General features: G+C 69.4%; 21 protein-coding genes. 10 read left to right on the top strand and 11 right to left on the bottom strand.

From position 1 onward, the window contains the following. Positions 1-13: 13 nt before the first annotated feature. The 6 genes from ACO07H_RS16150 to ACO07H_RS16175 all read left to right on the top strand — a co-directional run bounded on the left by ACO07H_RS16150 (position 14) and on the right by ACO07H_RS16175 (position 4,020). The gene (locus tag ACO07H_RS16150) at positions 14-430 is read left to right on the top strand and encodes an ExbD/TolR family protein (RefSeq protein ID WP_422015937.1); all 417 of its coding nucleotides are present in this window, start codon (positions 14-16) and stop codon (positions 428-430) included. After that, positions 396-1,463 carry a tetraacyldisaccharide 4'-kinase gene (gene lpxK, locus ACO07H_RS16155; protein WP_422015939.1) on the top strand — a complete coding sequence of 356 codons (1,068 nt, stop codon included), beginning with the start codon at positions 396-398 and terminating at the stop codon, positions 1,461-1,463. The genes ACO07H_RS16150 and lpxK overlap by 35 nt, the downstream gene beginning before the upstream one ends. After that, positions 1,448-1,660, top strand: a complete 213-nt coding sequence (locus ACO07H_RS16160) for a Trm112 family protein (RefSeq protein WP_422015941.1) — start codon at positions 1,448-1,450, stop codon at positions 1,658-1,660. Before lpxK ends, ACO07H_RS16160 begins: the two co-directional genes overlap by 16 nt. Beyond that, the gene (kdsB, locus tag ACO07H_RS16165) at positions 1,660-2,397 is read left to right on the top strand and encodes a 3-deoxy-manno-octulosonate cytidylyltransferase (RefSeq protein WP_422015943.1); all 738 of its coding nucleotides are present in this window, start codon (positions 1,660-1,662) and stop codon (positions 2,395-2,397) included. The genes ACO07H_RS16160 and kdsB overlap by 1 nt, the downstream gene beginning before the upstream one ends. 111 nt (positions 2,398-2,508) lie before the next feature. Next, positions 2,509-3,162 carry an adenylate kinase gene (gene adk, locus ACO07H_RS16170; protein ID WP_422015945.1) on the top strand — a complete coding sequence of 218 codons (654 nt, stop codon included), beginning with the start codon at positions 2,509-2,511 and terminating at the stop codon, positions 3,160-3,162. Positions 3,163-3,261: 99 nt separating this feature from the next. Beyond that, positions 3,262-4,020 carry a 3-hydroxyacyl-CoA dehydrogenase gene (locus ACO07H_RS16175; RefSeq protein WP_422015947.1) on the top strand — a complete coding sequence of 253 codons (759 nt, stop codon included), beginning with the start codon at positions 3,262-3,264 and terminating at the stop codon, positions 4,018-4,020. Between the two features lie 67 nt (positions 4,021-4,087). On the opposite strand, the gene ACO07H_RS16180 is transcribed toward ACO07H_RS16175, so the two are convergent. From ACO07H_RS16180 to tadA, 11 genes are all read right to left on the bottom strand, one after another. Then, positions 4,088-5,344 carry a hypothetical protein gene (locus tag ACO07H_RS16180; protein WP_422015949.1) on the bottom strand — a complete coding sequence of 419 codons (1,257 nt, stop codon included), beginning with the start codon at positions 5,342-5,344 and terminating at the stop codon, positions 4,088-4,090. Between the two features lie 90 nt (positions 5,345-5,434). Beyond that, complete coding sequence (locus ACO07H_RS16185; protein WP_422015951.1) at positions 5,435-5,872, bottom strand: ExbD/TolR family protein; 438 nt, start codon at positions 5,870-5,872, stop codon at positions 5,435-5,437. A 15-nt stretch (positions 5,873-5,887) separates the two neighbouring features. After that, the gene (locus ACO07H_RS16190) at positions 5,888-6,319 is read right to left on the bottom strand and encodes an ExbD/TolR family protein (RefSeq protein ID WP_422015953.1); all 432 of its coding nucleotides are present in this window, start codon (positions 6,317-6,319) and stop codon (positions 5,888-5,890) included. Positions 6,320-6,348: 29 nt separating this feature from the next. Continuing rightward, positions 6,349-7,164, bottom strand: coding sequence for a MotA/TolQ/ExbB proton channel family protein (locus ACO07H_RS16195; RefSeq protein ID WP_422015955.1), 816 nt, complete (start codon positions 7,162-7,164; stop codon positions 6,349-6,351). Between the two features lie 82 nt (positions 7,165-7,246). Continuing rightward, complete coding sequence (locus tag ACO07H_RS16200; protein WP_422015957.1) at positions 7,247-7,891, bottom strand: hypothetical protein; 645 nt, start codon at positions 7,889-7,891, stop codon at positions 7,247-7,249. A 508-nt stretch (positions 7,892-8,399) separates the two neighbouring features. Then, on the bottom strand, positions 8,400-10,238 hold the full coding sequence (locus ACO07H_RS16205; protein WP_422015959.1) for a dipeptide ABC transporter ATP-binding protein: 1,839 nt from the start codon (positions 10,236-10,238) through the stop codon (positions 8,400-8,402). Next, positions 10,231-11,673, bottom strand: coding sequence for an ABC transporter permease (locus ACO07H_RS16210; protein WP_422015961.1), 1,443 nt, complete (start codon positions 11,671-11,673; stop codon positions 10,231-10,233). The genes ACO07H_RS16205 and ACO07H_RS16210 overlap by 8 nt, the downstream gene beginning before the upstream one ends. Beyond that, positions 11,670-12,653: an ABC transporter permease gene (locus ACO07H_RS16215; protein ID WP_422015963.1), complete on the bottom strand. Its 984-nt coding sequence runs from the start codon at positions 12,651-12,653 to the stop codon at positions 11,670-11,672. Before ACO07H_RS16215 ends, ACO07H_RS16210 begins: the two co-directional genes overlap by 4 nt. Beyond that, positions 12,653-14,833 (bottom strand): ABC transporter substrate-binding protein, encoded by a 2,181-nt coding sequence (locus ACO07H_RS16220; protein ID WP_422015965.1) that lies wholly within the window; start codon positions 14,831-14,833, stop codon positions 12,653-12,655. Before ACO07H_RS16220 ends, ACO07H_RS16215 begins: the two co-directional genes overlap by 1 nt. A gap of 185 nt (positions 14,834-15,018) precedes the next feature. Continuing rightward, positions 15,019-15,990, bottom strand: coding sequence for an LD-carboxypeptidase (locus tag ACO07H_RS16225; protein WP_422015967.1), 972 nt, complete (start codon positions 15,988-15,990; stop codon positions 15,019-15,021). Beyond that, complete coding sequence (tadA, locus tag ACO07H_RS16230; protein WP_422015969.1) at positions 15,990-16,565, bottom strand: tRNA adenosine(34) deaminase TadA; 576 nt, start codon at positions 16,563-16,565, stop codon at positions 15,990-15,992. Before tadA ends, ACO07H_RS16225 begins: the two co-directional genes overlap by 1 nt. Before the next feature lie 14 nt (positions 16,566-16,579). On the opposite strand from tadA, the gene pxpB reads away from it, so the two are divergent. The 4 genes from pxpB to ACO07H_RS16250 are packed head-to-tail and all read left to right on the top strand — an operon-like array spanning position 16,580 to position 19,911. Further along, positions 16,580-17,227: a 5-oxoprolinase subunit PxpB gene (gene pxpB / locus ACO07H_RS16235; protein WP_422015971.1), complete on the top strand. Its 648-nt coding sequence runs from the start codon at positions 16,580-16,582 to the stop codon at positions 17,225-17,227. Then, entirely contained in the window at positions 17,224-18,156 is a 933-nt protein-coding gene (locus ACO07H_RS16240) for a biotin-dependent carboxyltransferase family protein (RefSeq protein WP_422015973.1), read from the top strand. Before pxpB ends, ACO07H_RS16240 begins: the two co-directional genes overlap by 4 nt. Next, a complete protein-coding gene (gene pxpA, locus ACO07H_RS16245; protein ID WP_422015975.1) occupies positions 18,141-18,875 on the top strand; it encodes a 5-oxoprolinase subunit PxpA in 735 nt (244 codons plus the stop codon). The genes ACO07H_RS16240 and pxpA overlap by 16 nt, the downstream gene beginning before the upstream one ends. Positions 18,876-18,924: 49 nt before the next feature. Then, entirely contained in the window at positions 18,925-19,911 is a 987-nt protein-coding gene (locus ACO07H_RS16250; RefSeq protein WP_422015977.1) for a DUF72 domain-containing protein, read from the top strand. The last annotated feature ends 1 nt before the right edge of the window (position 19,912 follow it).

Below are 19,912 nucleotides of genomic sequence, written 5' to 3' on the forward strand. Positions count from 1 at the left end.
CGAGGCCTGCACCATGCGCTTCCGTTCCCCACGCAGCGAGCCGCCGGAGATCAACCTGATCCCGTTCATCGACGTGCTGCTGGTGATCCTGATCTTCCTGATGCTGTCGACGACCTACTCCAAGTTCACCGAGCTGCAGATCACCCTGCCCTCGGCAGACGCCGAGAAGCTCAAGGACCGGCCGCAGGAAGTCATCGTTGGCATCGCGGCGGACGGCCGCTTCGTCATCAACCGCCAGCCGGTGGAAGGCCGCTCGGTGGACATCCTGATCGGCGCGTTGCGCCAGGCCTCCGCCGGCAATGCCGAAGCGACGCTGATCATCTCGGCCGATGCGGCCACGCCGCACCAGGCCGTCATCAACGTGATGGACGCGGCGCGCCGCGTGGGCCTGACGCGTGTCACCTTCGCTGCACAGACCGACGCTCGCTGATCGGCTCCAGGCGCAGTGGCTGAGCGGCGGCGCACTGTCCGCCGCACTGCTGCCGCTGTCCTGGCTGTACCGCGGCCTGCTCGCGCTGCGCACGTGGATGTACCGCTCGGGGCTGAAGCGCCCCGGGGTGCTGCCCGTGCCCGTCATCGTCGTCGGCAACTGGATCGTCGGCGGCGCCGGCAAGACACCCACGACGCTGGCGCTGCTGGCGCTGCTGCGCGCGCGGGGCCTGCGCGCCGGTGTGGTGTCGCGCGGCTACGGGCGCCAGGGCGACGGCGTGCACCTCGTGACGCGGGTGTCGACCGCCCGCGAGGCCGGCGACGAGCCGCTGCTCATCCACCTGCGCGGCCGTGTGCCGGTGGGCGTCGGGCGCGACCGCGTCGCCGCCGCGCGGGCCTTGCTGACGGCGCATTCCGAGCTGGACGTGCTGGTCAGCGACGACGGCCTGCAGCACTGGCGGTTGCCGCGGAGCTTGAGCCTGCTGGTGTTCGATGAACGCGGATTGGGCAATGGCCGCCTGCTGCCCGCCGGGCCGCTGCGCCAACCGCCCGCACCCTTGGCGGCGGACCAACTCGTCGTCTACAACGCACCGCAGCCCAGCACGGCGCTGCCCGGTTTCGTCGCCCGGCGCGGCCTGGCGGGTGCCGTGCCGCTGGCCGGCTGGTGGGCGGGGCGGCCGGCGGACATGCCGGCGCTGCTGGCACTGCGCGGCCGGCCCGGCCTGCTGGCCTGTGCGGGCCTGGCGCGGCCGCAGCGCTTCTTCGACATGCTGGCGGGCCTGGGCCTGGCGTTCGAGCCGGTGGCCTTGCCGGACCATGCCGACTTCACGGACCTGCCCTGGCCCGAGGACACGGCCGGTGTGCTGCTGACCGAAAAGGACGCGGTGAAGCTGCCACCCGACCGCGTCGGCCGCACGCCGGTCTGGGTCGTGACGCTAGACTTTGCCCTCGACGCCGGCCCGGCCCTCGACTTCGAGGCTGCGCTGGACATCCACCTCCAACGCCTGTTTCCCTCCCGATGGATCAACGACTGATCGAGATGCTGGTCTGCCCGCTGTGCAAGGGGCCGCTGACCTTGCTGCGCGAAGGCGAGCTGCCCGCGCTGGCCTGCCGTGCCGACCGCCTGGCCTTCCCGATCCGCGACGGCATCCCGCTGATGCTGGAGAGCGAGGCCAAGCCCTGGGACCCCGAGGCGTCGACCTCGCCGTTGCCGTTCGCACCGGCCGAGTGATGGGCTTCACCGTCATCGTCCCGGCGCGGCTGGCGTCGACCCGCCTGCCCAACAAGCCGCTGGCCGACATCGCCGGCCTGCCGATGATCGTGCGCGTGGCGCGACGCGCGGCCGAGTCCGGTGCGGACCGCGTCGTCGTGGCGACCGATGCGCCCGAAGTGGCCGCCGCCTGCGCGGCGCACGGCGTGCAGGCGCTGATGACGCGCGCCGACCACCCCTCCGGCAGCGACCGCCTGGCCGAGGCGGTCGAGCAACTTGGCCTGGCGGACGACGCCGTCGTCGTCAACGTGCAGGGCGACGAGCCGCTGATCGCCACCGCCATGATCGACGCCTGCGCCGCCACGCTCGCCGCGCAGCCGGACTGCGTGATGGCGACTGTGGCGCATGCGCTGACGGACCCTTCCGAGTTCGCGAACCCCAACGTCGTCAAGCTCGTCACCGACCAGGCCGGCCGGGCGCTGTATTTCTCTCGCGCGCCCATCGCCTGGTGGCGCGATGGCGGCGGCCAGCCCAACGGTGCGCTGCGCCATGTGGGCCTGTACGCCTACCGCGCCGGCTTCCTGCGCCGCTTCCCGACGCTGGCGGTGAGCCCGCTGGAGCAGATCGAGTCGCTGGAGCAGCTGCGCGTGCTGTGGCATGGCGAGCGCATCGCCGTGCATGTCAGCGGTGAACGGCCGGGGCCTGGCGTGGACACACCCGAAGATCTGGACCGCGTGCGGCGCCTGATCGCGGGTTGAACCCGGGTCGCGGCGTCAGGCCGGCGAAAGTCCACATGCGATACTCGTCCACCGACCTGAAGCGGGACTTTTTCACAGCCCCTTCATGGGACGAATAGGACGAGGAGACCCATGCGACTGATTCTTCTGGGCGCCCCCGGTGCCGGCAAAGGCACCCAGGCTGCCTTCATCTGCAAGCAATTCGGCATCCCGCAGATCTCCACCGGCGACATGCTGCGCGCTGCGGTCAAGGCTGGCACCCCACTGGGCCTGAAGGCCGATGCGGTCATGAAGTCCGGCGCGCTGGTCAGCGACGACCTGATCATCGACCTGGTGAAGGAACGCATCGCCCAGCCCGACTGCGCTGCCGGCTTCCTGTTCGACGGTTTCCCCCGCACCATCCCGCAGGCCGACGCGATGAAGGCGGCCGGCGTGAAGCTGGACTACGTGCTGGAAATCGACGTGCCCTTCGACGCCATCATCGAGCGCATGAGCGGCCGTCGCTCGCACGCGGCCTCGGGCCGCACGTACCACGTCAAGTTCAACCCGCCCAAGGTCGACGGCCAGGACGATGTGACTGGCGAGCCGCTCGTGCAACGCGACGACGACAAGGAAGAGACCGTCAAGAAGCGCCTGGACGTCTACTCCGCGCAGACCCGCCCGCTGGTCGACTACTACTCGCAATGGGCCGCCACCGGCGACGCCCATGCGCCCAAGTACCGCCGCATCGAAGGCGTGGGCTCGGTGGACGACATCACGCGCAAGGCGCTGGCCGCGCTGGCCTGACTTCCACGCCCTCATGAACGAGCCGCGGTGCCATGGCCCCGCGGCTTTTTTGTCGGCCACAATTGACGTTTACGTCAACCAACCCAGGAGACTGAACTCATGGAAATCGCAGGCAAGGTGTTCATCGTCACCGGCGGCGCCTCGGGCCTCGGCGAAGGCACGGCGCGCATGCTGGCCAGCCACGGCGCCCAGGTCGTCATCGCCGACCTGCAGGAAGAGCGCGGCCGGGCCGTCGCGGCCGAGATCGGCGGCATGTTCGTCAGGTGCGACGTCAGCCAGGAGGCCGACGGCCAGGCCGTCGTCGCGGCGGCCACGGACCTGGGCAAGCTGACGGGCCTGGTCAACTGCGCCGGCATCGCGCCGGCCGTCAAGACGGTGGGCAAGGACGGCGCGCATCCGCTGGCGAGCTTCACGAAGACCATCACGGTCAACCTCATCGGCAGCTTCAACATGATCCGCCTGGCTGCAGAGGCCATGGCGAAGAACGAGCCCGAGAGCACCGGCGAACGCGGCGTGCTGATCTCGACGGCATCCGTCGCGGCCTACGACGGCCAGATCGGCCAGGCGGCGTATGCGGCGTCCAAGGGCGGCGTCGTCGGCATGACGCTGCCGATTGCGCGCGACCTGGCCCGCAACGGCATCCGCAACATGACGATCGCGCCGGGCATCTTCGGCACGCCGATGCTGTTCGGCATGCCGCAGGAGGTGCAGGACGCGCTGGCCGCCAACGTGCCCTTTCCCAGCCGCCTGGGCACGCCGGCGGACTACGCCAAGCTCGTGCACCAGATCATCACCAACGAGATGCTGAACGGCGAGGTGATCCGCCTGGACGGCGCGATCCGGCTGGCGCCAAAGTAAGCGTCGCGGGTGCATGAAAAAAAGGGCCTGGTTCACACCAGGCCCTTTTTGCTGGGCCGTCGCCAGATCAGCGCTTGGCCGAACGCGACTGGATGATCCACAGGCGGGCCAGGTCGGCGGCGCCGTCCGTGCCCTTGACAGTCTTCCAGGCGGCCTGCGCCTTGGCGACGTCGCCGCCCTGCAGGTAGGCCAGGCCCAGGTAGAGCTTGGCGTCCTCGGGACGCTTCAGGTTGCCCTTGGCGATGCCCGCATCGATCTGCGCGGCGCCCTTCTTGGCGTTGCCGCCGAAGGCGTTGGCCAAGCCGAGCGTGACCAGCGCGTTGCCGTCCTTGGCCTGCTCGGCAGCCTTCTCGTTCTCGGCGGCGGCCGCCTTGTTCTCGCCGATCTTCTTGACCATCAGGTCGGCCAGGCGCTTGTGGCGCGCACCTTCGGCGCCCTGGCCCAGGATGCCGGCGGCCAGGCCCTTGTCAACGACCTGCTTGCCCTCTTCAGGCACGCCAGCCTGGGCGGCGAGCTGGGCCATCTCCATGTAGTCGTTGGCCTCGCGCATGTTGCCAGTGGCCAGCCGCAGGCGGTAGAGGTCGAGCTGATAACGGCTGGTGTCGAAGCTCTTCTTCTGCGGCAGGCTGCCCAGGATCTGCGCCCACAGCTTGGGGTCCGGATAGAAGTTCAGCAGCTTCTCGGTGGCGACGCTCTCGGCGTTCACATCACCCTTCTTCTGCGCCGCGAACAACAGCAGGTTGAGCTTGTCCTTGGACGGCGTGCGGCCGGCGCGCTCGTCGGCGGAGATCTCGTCCAGCGTGTCCTTGATCGTGGCGGTCATGTCGCCCGACAGGAACTGCGCGTTCTGCAGCACCTGCTTCATCGTCGCGCTGTTGCCGCCTTCCTTGAAGTAGCGCTGCGCCCAGTTCAACGCCTTGGCGTTGTCCTTGTTGCGCAGGTAGGTGCCGGCGATGGCTTCCATGTACTGCAGTTGCTGCGCGCCGGACAGCTTGCCAGCGCCCTTCAGCGCGTCGAAGGAGCGCGCCATCGTGTCGGGCTCATTGGCGCCCATGGCGGCGGAGAAGCGCACGCCTTCGATGGCGTTGTTCTCGGCGGCGGTGCGGCCGCCCACGGCCTCGGCGTCGCGCAGCTTGGCCAGCGATTCCTTGAACTTGCCGGCCTTGACCAGCCGGCTGGCTTCGGTCAGCGGCGTGCCGACTTCCTTGCGCACGCTCTCCTGGGCGGATGCCTGGCTGAAGCCGAACTCCGCGCCAGGCGCACCGTTCAGGGACAGGGCCAGGGCGCCAACAGCGACAGCCACCATGGTTTTCAAAGTGTTCAACTTGCTCTCCTGCAAAGAAAAAACGCGCCGCCCTTTCGGGCAGCGCGCATGCAACGTTTCAGCGTTCGTTGGTGCTGACCGAGGGCCACGTCACTTGACGTATTGCTCGTTACCCACCATGCCCATCTTCTTGACGCTGTTGCGCTGGGCCGAAGCCATGACGGCGGCAACCGCACCGTAGTCCACCAGCTTGTTCGGCTTGATGTGCACTTCGGGCTGGTCATTCACCGGCAGCGCGCCGATCTCGATCATCTTGGCGTCGATCGCGGCCAGGTTCGGCAACGCGGCCTCGTCCCAGTAGACCGTACCGTCGAAGTCGATGACGACCGTGTGCACGACTGGCTCCCGATCAAGCGGGGTCGTGCTCGGCGGCGGCATGTCCAGGTTGATCGAGTGCAGCTGGATGGGGATGGTGATGATCAACATCACCAACAGCACCAGCATCACGTCGATCAGCGGCGTCGTATTGACGTCCAGCATGACCTCGGGCTCACCGCTCGCCGAGGAACTTCCTACATTCATTCCCATGCTTGACTCCTGGCCTCAACCACCGCGCGCAGGCGGCTCGGTGACGAAGCTGATCTTCATGATGCCAGCGCGCTGGCAGGCGAAGACCACGCGGCCGACGGACTCGTAACGAGACTTGTCGTCGCCGCGGATGTGAACCTCGGGCTGGGGGTTCTTGACCGATTCCTTGCCGAGGCGCTTCACCAGCTCCTCCATGTCGGGAACCAGCTTCGCACCCCAGTAGACGTCGCCGTCCTTGCTGACCGAGAGTTCGATGTTTTCCGGCTTGGTGACGCGCACGACGTTGGTCTCCTTGGGGAGATTCAACGCAATCGACTGCGTCACCACCGGGACGGTGATCAGGAAGATGATCAGCAGCACCAGCATCACGTCCACGAGGGGCGTGGTGTTGATGGTCGAGACCACCTCGTCTTCACCGCCGGAGGATGATCCGACGTTCATGCCCATGCTTTGGCTCCTTTGCGAGCAGGCTGGGCTTAGCGCTTGGCGACCGAGCGGTTACCCATCAGCACGCCGTGCAGGTCGCCGGCGAAGGCGCGGACTTGACCCATCACGCCCTTGTTGCGGTTGACCAGCCAGTTGTAGCCCAGCACCGCCGGAACGGCGACGGCCAGACCGATGGCGGTCATGATCAGCGCTTCACCGACGGGACCGGCAACCTTGTCGATCGAGGCCTGGCCGGCCACGCCGATGGCGGTCAGCGCCTGCAGAATGCCCCACACCGTGCCGAACAGGCCGATGAAGGGAGCGGTGGAACCGACGGTGGCAAGGAAGCCCAGACCGGCGCCGACCTTGTTGTTGACGTCGGAGACGGCACGGTCGATGTTCATCGTGACCCAGCTGCTCAGGTCGATGTTCTCGGTCAGCGCGCCTTCGTGGTGCTGCGAAGCCTCGACAGCGGAAGAGGCGATGTAGCGGAAGGCGCTTTCTTCCTTCAGGCTCTTGACGCCGTCAGCCAGGCTGGGCTTCTTGAAGAACGACGCGCGCACTTCCTTGGCTTCGGAGCTCAGCTTGCTGGTGTCCCACAGGCGCACGATCAGGATGTACCAGCTGCCCATGGACATGATCAGCAGCAGGCCCAGCACGGTCTTGGAGACGATGTCGCCGTGGGCCAGCATGGCCTGCAGGCCGTAGGGGTTGTCGATCGGCTTGGCCGGAGCGGCAGCGGTTGCGGGGGCGGCAGCTTCAGCCACGGGCGCCGAAGCAGCCTGGTCTTGGGCGTGGACGGGCGAAACAGCCAGGGCCGCAGCCACTGCGATGGCGGCAAAGAAGCCGGTGATGCGAGAGATCATGGAGTCAACTCCTACGGAAAGATTCTGATTTGATGTGGGTCGACGCGCCGAACGGGGCGCCGGATTCGAGGCGGGGTGCTGCTTAATCAACCTTGAACTGGAACTCCTGCTCGAACACGTGATCGCCCGGGCACTCGTAGGTGTCACGCAGCGTCGCTTCAATGGACTGGATCAGGGCACGTTGGGCCTTGCGATCCACACCGCCGCGCAGCGGAGTGATTTCAACCGCCGTCACGCGACCCGCCTTGACCGTGGCCACCGCCTTGTAGAGGGCTTCGCCGCTCCAGTTGACGGAAGGCAGCTCCGGCTTGCTCATCTTGGTGCAGACCATGGCGGCCGTGATCTTGGCCGGCCGCGGTGCTGCCGGCGGCGCTGCCGGAGCCGGCGGCGGTGCCGGACGCACTTCAGACACGGCGGGCGGTGCGACCTGGGTCGACTGGATGGCCGGCGCCGGCGGTGCCGGTGCCGTCACCTGGAATTCAGGCGGCGGAACGAACGGCGGCGGCGGGGCCTTGAGGTCCGGCGGCGGCGGCACGATCTTCTCGGGCGGCGGCGGCGGCTTGACCTTCTCCTCGATCACCTTGACATCGATCGGACCGACAACCTTCTCCGCCACCTTGCGGGCGAGACCACTGGCCAGCGCCCAGATGATGAGCACGTGGATCAGGACGACTGCCCCGATGCCCGAGTACCGGGACGCGCCCTGCTTCTCCTGCGCAAAATTCATGCGCGCTCCTTCTTGCAACTACAGATCACAGTCAATGACTTCGACTCGGGAAGCTGTCGGTCGGATGGTGGGAGTTGCGTCCCAGCCATCATCAAGCTCCCGAAGGGCGGAATTCTAGACCGCGTGGAGAACGATCTTTCTCGTCGACCACACACAGCCCACTCAGTGCTCAAACATCGCGATCCTGGCAACGACCAAAAAAAACGCCCGGTGGCCGGTGTGGCCGTCGGGCATGCATTTCATCGCCACGAACCAGGCATAGCCCCGCTACACCCGGGCCAATACTGGCCGCCTCGGCAGTTTAGCCGCGCCGCAAAGCGCGATTTCATGGGGCTAACCCCAGCAGAGGAAACAGCAGGATTACAAGCATCCACACACAAAAAATGATGCGGCGCGATGGCACGGCATCTTGAATGATCGATTCCGGTCCGCAACGGCGCGACGCCAGGCCCGATAGGCCAGCTCGCCGCCGAACGGGCGCGCGGACGGCCACGGCAGGTACAGCGAGTTACGCCCGAGCGGGCCGCGCCCTCAGCCGGGGCACCGCAGCCAGCAGCTTGCGGGTGTAGTCCTCGCGCGGGCGTGCCAGCACCTGCTGGCAGTCGCCTTGCTCGACGATGCGACCCGCCCGCATGACAGCGATGTCGTCGGCGATGTACTCAACGACACCCATGTTGTGCGTGATGAACAGGTAGGCCAGCCCCTGCTCGCGTTGCAGCTCGCGCAGCAGGTTGAGAATCTGGGCCTGCACCGACACGTCCAACGCCGATGTCGGCTCGTCGCAGACGATGAGCCGGGGCTCGACGGCCAGCGCACGGGCGATCGCGATGCGCTGGCGCTGGCCCCCCGAGAACTCGTGCGGCCAGCGCTGCAGCGCGTCCCGGCGCAGTCCGACCTGGTCGACCAGCTGGTGCAGCCGCGCCAATCGCTGCCCGGCGTCCAGCTCCGGACGCAGCGCGATCAGCCCTTCTTCCAGCACGTCGGCCACTCGCATGCGCGGGTTCAGCGACGCGAATGGGTCCTGGAAGATGATCTGCACGCTGCGTCGCGCCCGCTGGAGCGCCGCGCCGTGCAGGCTGAAGAGGTCCTGGCCGTCGAACACCGCCTGGCCGCTGACCTGCGCCTGGCGGCGCAGCAGTTGCACGATGGCCTTGCCCGAGGTGGTCTTGCCGCAGCCCGACTCGCCGACCAGCGCCAGCGCGCGGCCCGCCGCGAGCTGGTAGCTGACGCCGGCGACCGCATCGAAGTGGCGTGAGCCCCGGAAGAACAGCGGCGGCGTCAGCGTGAATCGCACCCGCAGGTCGCGCACGTCCAGCAGCGCAGCACCCTGCCCGGGCGGCACCGGCGGCAGGTCCCGGGACGTGGCCGGCGCCCGCGGCAGCGCGTCGCCGGGGTGGCTGTAGAGCAGGCAGCGCACCTGGTGCTGCGGGCCTTCCTCAGTCAGTTCGGGCCGCATGCTGGCGCAATGGCCCATCGCCTTGTCGCAGCGCGGCCAGAAGCGGCAGCCCGAGAACGCCAGCCACAACGGCGGCACCATGCCGGCAATCGCGGCCAGCGGCTCGCCGCGGCGGGCGGCATCGGGCAGCGCCTGCAGCAGCAGCCGCGCATACGGATGCTTCGGCGCTGCGAAGAACTCCTCGACCGGTGCGACCTCGATGATCTGGCCGGCATACATCAGCGCCACGCGGTGTGCCATGCCGCTCACCACCGCCAGGTCGTGGGTGATCAGCAGCACGCCGAGCTGGCGCTCACGCTGCAGGTCGCGGATGAGGTCCAGGATCTGCGCCTGGATGGTCACGTCCAGCGCCGTCGTCGGCTCGTCGGCGATCAGGTAGTCGGGCTCGGCGGCGAGCGCGATGGCGATCATCACGCGCTGCTTCTGGCCGCCGGACAGCCGGAACGGGTAGTCGTCGACGCGGCGCTGCGGCTCCGGGATGCCCACGCGGGCCAGCCAGTCGATGGCCTTGGCCCGCGCCGCGGCGCCACGAAGGTCGGTGTGCGCCTCGATGGCCTCCACGACCTGTTCGCCCACACGCATGACCGGGTTCAGGCTGGTGGCCGGTTCCTGGAAGATCATCGACAGCCGGCCGCCGCGCACCTCGCGCATGCGGCTCTCGGGCAGGGCGAGCAGGTCCTGCCCGTCCAATCGCACCGCGCCGCCGGCAACCCGGCCGCTCTCGGGCAGCAACCGCATCAGCGCCAGCGCCGTCATGCTCTTGCCGCAGCCGCTTTCGCCGACCAGCGCGAAGGTCTCGCCGCGCGACAGCGCCAGCCGCATGCCGTCGATGGCGCGCACCAGGCCGGCGTCGGCGTCCAGTTCGACCCGAAGATCGTCGATCTCAAGCATCGGCGGCCACCTTGCGGCGCAGGAAAACACGCGGCCGGGCGTACCTGGCCTTGGGGTCGAACGCATCACGCACGCCATCGGCGAACAGGTTGGCCGCCAGTACCAGGCCCACCATGAAGCCGAAGGCGGCGGCGAAGCTCCACCAGACGATGGGGTCGCGCGACATCTCGGCGCGGGCCAGGTTGATCATGCCGCCGAAGCTGTTCATGACCGGGTCCACGCCCACGCCCACATAGGTCAGCACCGCCTCGTACAGGATCAGCTCCGAGAAGCTCAGCACCACGGTGATCAGCACCAGGTGCATCACGTTGGGCACGATGTGGCGGGCCATGATGCGCAGATCGCTGACGCCGAAGGCGGTGGCGGCCTGCACATAGTCCAGCTCCCGCAGCTTGAGTGTCTCGGCGCGCACCAGGCGGCACAGCCCCGCCCAGCCGGTCAGGCCGAGGATCAGGCACAGCATCAGCATCTTCAGGTCCGAACGCTCGGCCGCGGTCTCGAACAGGTCGGGGTTCTTGTCGAAGAACACCTGCACCATCAGCACGCAGGCGGCGATCAGCAGCACGTTGGGCACCGAGCTCAGCGTCGTGTAGACGTACTGGATCGCCTCGTCCACCCAGCCCTTGTAGTACCCGGCCAGCACGCCCAGCAGCAGCGCGATGGGCAGCGTCGCGAGCGTGGACAGCGCACCGATGACGAAGGCCGTGCGCACGCTCTTGAGCGCCTGCACGAGCACGTCGTTGCCGGTGCGGTCCGTGCCGAACACGTGGTAGTGCGGCATCAGCGCGATGACCGGCCCGGCCAGCAGCGCGACGACGGCCAGCGTGACGAGGATGGCGCGCAGCGGATAGAAGGTGCGGTCGGCGGCGAGGTCGCTCAGCGCACCGCGCCAGCCGTCGTGCTGAGGGGCCAATGCCGCAGCGGCCAGCGCGATCATCAGCAGCACCACGGCCGCGCCGCCCGCCAGGCCCACGCCGACGCGGCCTGCGACGTCGCCGGCCCATTGCGACGCCGGATCGGCCAGGTGCGCGCCGCCGAACTGCAGCCGCGGGTAGTCGCGCCGCACCGTGCCACTGGCCTCGATCACGCTCTCCTTGTTGAAACCATGCGCGCCTAGCGGCAGCGAGTAGCTGACTTCGCGCATGTCGATCTGGCGCGCCAGCAGCAGGTCCAGCGTCGACAGCGTGCGCGTGTCGTAGACCACGGCGGCGCCCTCGGTCGTCGGCAGCGCGCGGCGCAGGTGAATGCTGTCCACCAGCGTCAGCAGCAGGAACAGCGCCATCACCACGCCTGCGCTCGCCGCCACCGGATCGCGCAGCACGCGCTGCCAGTTGGCGCGCAGGTTGGCGTTGGCCTTCACGCGCCAAGCGTAGCCCAGCAGGGCGGCGGCCAGCAGCCACAGCGCGAGGTCGGTCCACAGGAGCACCGGCTTCATGACAGCCGCACCCGCGGGTCGACCCAGGTGTAGGCCAGGTCGATCAGCACATTGCTGGCGATGTAGAGCAGCGCGCCGAGGAACACCATGGTGCGCACGATGGCGAAGTCCTGGCCCGTGATGGCCTCGATGACGAAGGCGCCCAGGCCCGGGATGCCGAAGAAGCTCTCGAACACCAGGCTGCCGAGGAACACATACGGCAGATAACTGCCCGCGCTGGTGATGATCGGGATCAGCGCATTGCGCAACACATGGCGGCGCAGGACCCGGCCCTCGCTCAGACCCTTGGCGCGCGCAGTGCGCACGTAGTCCTTGCCCATTTCCTCCAGGAACATCGCGCGGTACAGCCGCGCCTCGCCACCCAGGCGGGACAGCAGCGACAGCAGGATGGGCAGGATCAGGAACTTGACCGCATCCAGCCCCGGCGCGAAGCCGTTCATCGGCACCAGCCTGAGCACGCGCGCGAACAGGAACTGGCCGACGATGATGTAGAACAGGCTGCTGATGGACAGCATCAGCACGCACAGCACGACGCCCCAGAAGTCGATGCGCGTGTGCCGGAAGAACACCAGCAGCAACGAGAACGCGACGCTGACGATGACCTGCAGGATGAACAGCGGCAGCGCCAGCTGCAGGCTCACGCCCATGCGCACCTTGACCTCGTGGCCGATGTTGATGGCCTGGCGCGCGTCGCTCCTGCCGAAGTCCAGCGCGAAGAGGCTGACCGAGCGCTCCCACAGGATGGTGTGCGTGAGGCGCTCGCCGCCCTGCTTGCCGGCATCGAAGTACAGCGGCTTGTCATAGCCCCGCTCCTCCTTCCACTTCTCGATCTGCTGCTGCGTCACGCGCTTGCCGCCGATGTTCAGGCGTGCCATGTCGTCCGGCGTGTTGACCGAGAAGAACAGGAAGAAGGTGAACAGGTTCACGCCCACCAGGATGGCCAGGCCGTAACCCAGGCGGCGCAACACGAAACGCAGCATCAGCGCGCCCCCTCGCCCGGCGGCGCGAGCGCCGTGGCCGTCTCGCGGGCGCGCCAGGCGCGGCGCGTCGCGATGAAGATGACCAGCGCCCCGGCGGCCAGCGCCAGCAGCGGCCACCAGACCGGGCGGTTCCACGCGGCGATGCTGCGCGTGCGCTCGGCCGTATCGATGCGCAGGTAGCGCGCGCGGTCACGCACGACGACGCCCGGCTTGCCGTTGTGCACCCAGCGCTGGAAGGCCACGCCCGAATAGCTCCAGTAGCCCCAGGCCCACGGCGCGTCCTGGCGTGCAATGGTGTTCATCTGCGCCATCACCTCGGCCTTCTCCGGGCCGTCCTCCAGCGACTGCAGCTTGCGGTACAGCCGGTCGAACTCGGGGCTGGCGTAGTTGGCGGTGTTCTCGCCCTCGTGCAGGCTCTTGCTGTTGGGGCCGTAGAGCAGGAACAGGAAGTTCTCGGCGTCCGGGTAGTCCGCGAACCAGCCCCACCAGAAGATCTGGTGCTTGCCCTTGAGGATCTTTTCCTGGAACTGGTTGAAGTCGGTCGCGCGGATGTCGAGCTGGATGCCCAACTTGGCGAACTGGCGCACCAGCCAGTCGTTCTGGGCCTTCAGCTCGGGCGTGACAACGCGCTGGAAGTCGTAGTTCAACACCAGCGGCTTGCCCGTCTTCACGTCGCGACCGCCCGGATAGCCGGCATCCACCATCAACTGCCGCGCATCCTCGATGGGTCGGCGCACCGGCTTGCCGTCCACCAATCGGTGCGTGACCGGGTTGAACTCGCCCGGCTGGCCTTCCTTGGAGCCGAACACGCCGGGCGGGATGGGCCCGTGCGCCGCGTCGCCGCCCTGATCGCGGAAGATGCGGCCGTAGCCCTCCTCCCAGTCGATGGCGATGGAGATGGCCTGGCGCAGCGCGCGGTTGCGCTGCTGCTGCTGCGGCGTGTCGCCCTTGCCGATCACCGGGTCCAGCCAGTTGAAGCCCAGATACCAGTTGGTGATGTCCACCATCATCGGCAGCTGGAAGCCGCGTTCCTCGTAGAAGCGCTTCACGTCGTCGGAGTCGTCGCGGTCCACGGCCAGGTTCACACCCCAGTCGGCGCGGTCCATCTCGGGCAGGTCCAGGTAGCCCTGCTTGAACAACTCCTTGATCGGCACCTTCTCCTTCACATTGATGGCCACGACCTTGTCGACGAACGGCATGCGCTTGCCGCAGTCCGCCAGCAGCCCGGCCTCGGCGTCGCCCGGGCTGCCCTCGCAGGGGTAGGTGTCGACGCGGTAGTTGGGGTTGCGGCTCATCACGTGCCGGCGGTCCTGCACGTACTCGGTCATCATGAAGGGGCCGCTGCCGACCGGCCACTGGTTCCAGCCCAGCGAGTTGGCGGCCATGCCGGGCTGGGCGTAGAAGGCGTCCACCTCCCAGGGAACGGCGGCCGCGAAGTTGGTGGCCAGCCAGTAGCGCCACTGCGGGTAGCGCCCCTTCAGGCGGATGCGCAGCAGGTGGTCGTTGACGGCCTGCGCGCCGGCCAGCGGCCATTGGCGCAGGTCCAGGAAGGGCTTGTCGGCCAGCGTCTCGGGCAGGCCGGCCAACTGCTTCGCGCTCTCGCGCTTCATCTGTGCCACGTAGTCCGCCAGGCCCAGCACGTGCTCGGCGAACACCGCCTGCAAGGGCGTCTCGATGCGTGGGTTGGCGTGGCGCTTGAGCGCGTAGACGAAGTCCTGGGCCACCACCTCGCGCGTGCCGAGCTGCGGGAAGTCGAACGGGCTGCGCTTGTCGCCCAGTTCACCGGGCTTGAGGTGGTGAAAGAGGTAATTCCCCGCCGCGTCTTTCGCGAACGCCGGGTGCGGCGACCACTTCAGCCCGGGGCGGATGGGAATGTCGTAGACGGCCTCGGCGATCTGCGCGTCCGGCGCGTCGTCGGGCAGGCGCCTGCCCTGGGCATCCAGGTAGTACGGTGCGGCCACCTCGGCCGCGGCGCGCGGGATCAGCGTGTAGGGCCGCTTGAGGTTGTGATACCCGTACAGCGGCTCGCTGATCTCGTAGACATAGGTGCTCTCTGGCGCGGCATAGGACGAGGTCGGATCCAGGTAGCGCGGCGAGCGCTCCGTGAAGGCCATGTACAGCGTGTTCTCACGCTCGGCGCCCTGCGGGAAGGGGCTGTTGTTGCAGCCGGCCAGGGCCATCAGCGCCAGCGGGCCAAGCGCTGCCCTGATCCAACGCGCCCAACTGCAGGAAACCGCCACCACGCCGCCCTTGAAAAGCAAGCGCCCCGACACAGGCCGGGGCGATGCACGGAATCATAGTCGGGCCACCCGTCCCGGCCACAGTGCCGCAAGCGGCGATGACGGCATGAAAACCCGGGGTGCCGTCAGTGATGGTGGTGATGGTCGTGCGCGCCGTGGGCCAGCCGCGGGTCGGACTGCCAGCCGACGATGGCCTCGCGACCCTGCACGTACAGCTCCACCGTCGCGCCCACCGGCAGGCAGACCTTGGTGCGCACGTGTCCGAACGGCAGCCCCGCCAGCACGGGCGTGCGGGTGCGGCTGCGCAGCGCGGCCACGGCATCCTTGATGCCATAGCCGCCGTCCAGCGGCGACTTGGCCGGCTTGCCGAAGTCGCCCAGCAGCACCGCCGCCTGCGCGTCGATGACGCCCGCCTGCTGCAGTTGCAGCAGCATGCGCTCGACGCGGTAGGGGTGCTCGTTGACGTCTTCCAGGAACAGGATGCCGCCCTTGACCTTGGGCCAGTGCGGCGTGCCCAGCAGCGAGCACAGCACCGTCAGGTTGCCGCCCCACAGGCGCCCGCGGGCCTCCAGGCCGTCGAACGGCGTCTCGCCACGCGGCGCGCCGCTCTCGCGGAAACCGACGGCCTCCAGCGCGCCGCTCATGGCCTCCAGGAAACAGTCGCGCGTGACCTCGTCCACGCCGCCGTCGTCGTCGGCGCGGCCGAAGTCCTCGCAGGCCAGCGGGCCGGACCACATCGCCAGGCCCTTGTGGCGGGCGATGAAGCCGTTCTGCAGCGCCGTCAGGTCGCTGTAGCCCACCCAGCGCGTGCCGTGCTCCACGCTGTGCGCGAGGCGGCCCCAGTCGATCTGGTCCAGCAGCCGCGTCAGCCCATAGCCGCCGCGCGTAGCCAGCGCCACCGAGGGCGCGGCATCCGCGACCCGGTGCAGCGCGGCCAGGCGCGTCGCGTCGTCACCGGCAAAGCGCTGGTGCTTCGCCAGCGCATCGGCATCGGTGGTGACGTCGAAGCCGAGCTGGGTCAGCCGCTTGGCGGCGCGCCGCAGCGGCTGCGCCTTGGCGAGCACGCCGGACGGGGTGAACAAGGTCAATGAGGTCATCAGGATTCGTCCAGGTGCGTGGCTTCGCCAGTCGGGATCAGGCCTTGCCGCTCGGCACGGCGGGCGCGGGCCGCCTCGCGGCGCTCGCTGAAAAAGTCGCGCAGCAACTGCGCGGAAGCGTCCGCCATCAGACCGCCTTGGACGGCCGTGTGATGGTTGAGCTGCGTCTGCGCGAACAGGTCGATGACCGAACCGGCCACGCCGGTCTTGGGGTCGCGCGCCGCGAACACCACGCGCTTGAACCGCGCATGCATCAGCGCCATCGCGCACATCGCGCAGGGCTCCAGCGTCACGAACAGCTCGCACTCCGGCAGCCGGTAGTTCTCCAGCAGCGTGGCCGCGTGGCGCAGCGCGACGATCTCGGCATGGGCCGTGGGGTCGTGCGTGGTGATGGGGCGGTTGTAGCCGGTCGCAACGACCTGGCCGCCGCGCGTGATGACGGCACCCACCGGCACCTCGCCCACCAGCCAGGCGTTGTGCGCCTGGTCCAGCGCGAGCCGCATCGCGTACTCGTCGGCGGGCGTGAACATCGGCGAGAGGGCGGGCTCGGTCATCTGGGCCGGCAGTTTACCCATGGCATGCTGCTGCCATGACCGAACTGGCCATCCATCCCCTGGGCGAAACGGCGCTGTGCTGCACGCTGCCGGCGCCGCTGTCGCTGGCGCAGCAGCAGCGCATCTGGCAGCTCGCCACCGGGCTGGCCGGCGTGGTGGGCGTGCAGGACTTGATCCCCGGCATGAACAACCTGACGCTGGTGTTCGACCCGCTGCGCACGCATGCCGCCGACCTGACCGAGGCTGCGCAGGCGCTGTGGAACAAGCCCCCCGCGCGCCAGAAGGCGGGCCGGCTCGTCCAGATCGGCGTGCGCTACGGCGGCGAGGACGGCCCCGACCTGGCGGACGTCGCCGCGCATTGCGGCCTCAGCGCCGACGAGGTCGTGCAGCGCCACACGCAGGCCGAGTACGTCGTCTACTTCATCGGCTTCCAGCCCGGCTTCGCCTACCTCGGCGGGCTGGACGACGCGCTGCACACGCCCCGCCGCGCCGAACCGCGCGTGGCGGTACCCGCCGGCAGCGTCGGCATCGGCGGCGCGCAGACCGGCATCTACCCGCTCGCCACGCCCGGCGGCTGGCAGCTCATCGGCCGCACGGCGCTGCGCCTGTTCGACCCGCAGGCCGAGCCGCCCACGCTGCTGGCGCCCGGCGACCGCGTGCGCTTCGTCGCGGAGCGCCCGTGATCGAGATCCTGCGGGCCGGCCCGCTGGCGACCGTGCAGGACCTGGGCCGCAACACCTGGCGCGACCGCGGCATCAGCCGCTGCGGCGCGCTGGACGAACTGGCGCTGGCCCAGGGCAACCTGCTGGTGGGCAACCCGGTCGATGCGGCCGGGCTGGAGTTCACGCTCGGCCCGGCCACGCTGCGTTTCGATGCGGACGGCTGCATCGCCATCACCGGCACAGATGGGGAGGCCCGCCTCGACGGTCAGCCGCTGTACCCGTGGTGGCGGCACCGCGTGCGCGCCGGCCAGACGCTCAAGCTCGCCGCGCCGCGCGAGCGCATGCGCAGCTACGTGGCCGTGGCCGGCGGCATCGCCGTGCCCGAGGCGCTGGGCTCGCGCAGTACCGACCTGAAGGCCGGCTTCGGCGGGCTGGCCGGCCGCGCGCTGCGCGATGGTGACCGGCTGCCGCTGGCCACGCCGGCCGCCCTGCCCTGGCGCAGGATCGGCATCCGCCCGCCTGCATGGGATTCGACCGTGCGGGTGCTGCACGGCCCGGAGCACGACGAGTTTTCCGCTGCGGCGCGCGAAGCGTTCTGGGCCGCCGACTGGCAGGTCACGCCGCAGAGCAACCGCATGGGCTACCGCCTCGCCGGCCCGGCCCTCGTGCGCGAGCATGGCGGCGAACTGGCCTCGCATGGCGTGCTGCCCGGTGTCATCCAGGTGCCGCCGGCCGGCCAGCCCATCGTGTTGCTGGCCGACGCGCAGACGACGGGCGGCTACCCCAAGATCGGCGTCGTCATCCGCGCCGACCTGTGGAAACTCGGGCAGTTGCGCCTGGGCGCGCGGCTGCGCTTCGTGCCCTGCACGCCCGACGACGCGGTGGCCGCGCTGCGCGAACAACGATGGCTGCTGGACCAGATGAGGATTGCGCTATGCATGTCGACCTGAACGCCGACCTCGGCGAAGGCGCGCCCGACGACGACGAGCTGCTGACGCTCGTCAGCTCCGCCAACATCGCCTGCGGCTGGCATGCCGGCGACGCGCGGCTGATGCAGGCCACCGTCACGGCGGCACTCGCACGCGGCGTGGCCATCGGCGCACACCCGAGCTACCCGGACCGGGAGCACTTCGGCCGCCGCGAGATGCAGCTCGCACCCGCTGACGTGCGCGCGGACCTGATCTACCAGATCGGCGCGCTGGACGCGCTGGTGCGCGCCGCCGGCGGGCGGCTGCACCACGTCAAGCCGCATGGCGCGCTCTACAACCAGGCCGCACGCGACCCGGTGATGGCCGACGCCGTGGCCGGTGCCGTGCTCGACGTGGACCCGTCGCTGGCCCTCTATGGCCTGGCCGGCAGCGAGCTGCTGCGCGCCGCCGAGCGCGCCGGCCTGCGCGCCGTGGCCGAGGTGTTCGCCGACCGCGGCTACCGCGCCGACGGCAGCCTGGTGCCGCGCGGCCAGCCCGGCGCGCTGATCCACGACGCCGATGAAGCCGTCGCACGCACGCTGCGCATGGTGCGCGATGGCAGCGTCGTGGCCGTCACCGGCGAAACCGTCCCGCTGCAGGCGCAGACCCTCTGCCTGCACGGCGATGGCCCGCATGCCCTTGCCTTCGCCCGCGCGTTGCATGCGGCCCTCACCCAGGCCGGCGTGCAACTGCGCGCCTGAACCCGCACGACGGGCTTTCTCACTGCTGCCCCGCCCTGCCGACCTCCCGATGCAAGACCAACTCTTCGGCGGCGAGCTGCCCGCCAGCCGCCCACGCGGCGTGCAACCCCTGCCGCCCCAGGCGGACGACCAGACGCTGGCCGCCGCGCTGTCACCCCACGTCCACCTCGGCACGTCGACCTGGAGCTACCCCGGCTGGCAGGGCCTGGTGTGGGCCGGCCGGCACAGCGAGGCGACGCTGTCCAAGACCGGCCTCACGGCCTACGCGGCCCACCCGCTGCTGCGCGCCGTGGGCATCGACCGCGGCTTCTACCGGCCACTGGCGGCCAGCGAGTTCGAGCGCCACGCGCAGCAAGTGCCACGGGGCTTTCGCTTCACCGTCAAGGCGCCCAGCCTGGTCACCGACGCGCTGCTGCGCAGCGAGGACGGCCGCGGCCAACAGCCCAACCCGCTGTTCCTGGACGCGACAACAGCGCTGCAGGACTTCATCGAGCCGGCCTACGAAGGCCTGGGCACCACGCTCGGTGCGCTGGTCTTCCAGCTCAGCCCGCTGCCCCCGCCCCTGCTGGCGAACATGACGGCAACACTGGACCGGCTGCATGCGCTGCTGCTGGCGCTGCCCAAGCCGCCGCACGGCGTCCTCGCCGTGGAAGTTCGCAACCCGGAATGGCTGGTGCCGGACCTGGCCTCGCTGCTGCGCGACACCGGCGCGACCTATTGCCTGGGCCTGCACCCCAAGCTGCCGCCGCTGCAGGACCAGCTGCCGCTGCTGCGCGCGTTGTGGCCCGGCCCGCTGGTGGCGCGCTGGAACCTGAACCGCCTGCACGGCCCCTACGGCTATGAAGACGCCGAGAAGCGCTACGGCGAGTTCAACGAGATGCTGGACCCCGACCCGGACACGCGCGCCGCGCTGGCGCGCGTCATCCGCGGCACGGCCGGCGCCGGGCAGGACGTGTTCGTGACCATCTCCAACAAGGCCGAGGGCTCGGCGCCGCTGAGCGTGCGGGCACTGGCGCAGGCCATCGTGGCCGGCTGAA

This window comes from Roseateles sp., assembly GCF_965229315.1.
GTDB lineage: Bacteria > Pseudomonadota > Gammaproteobacteria > Burkholderiales > Burkholderiaceae_C > Pelomonas.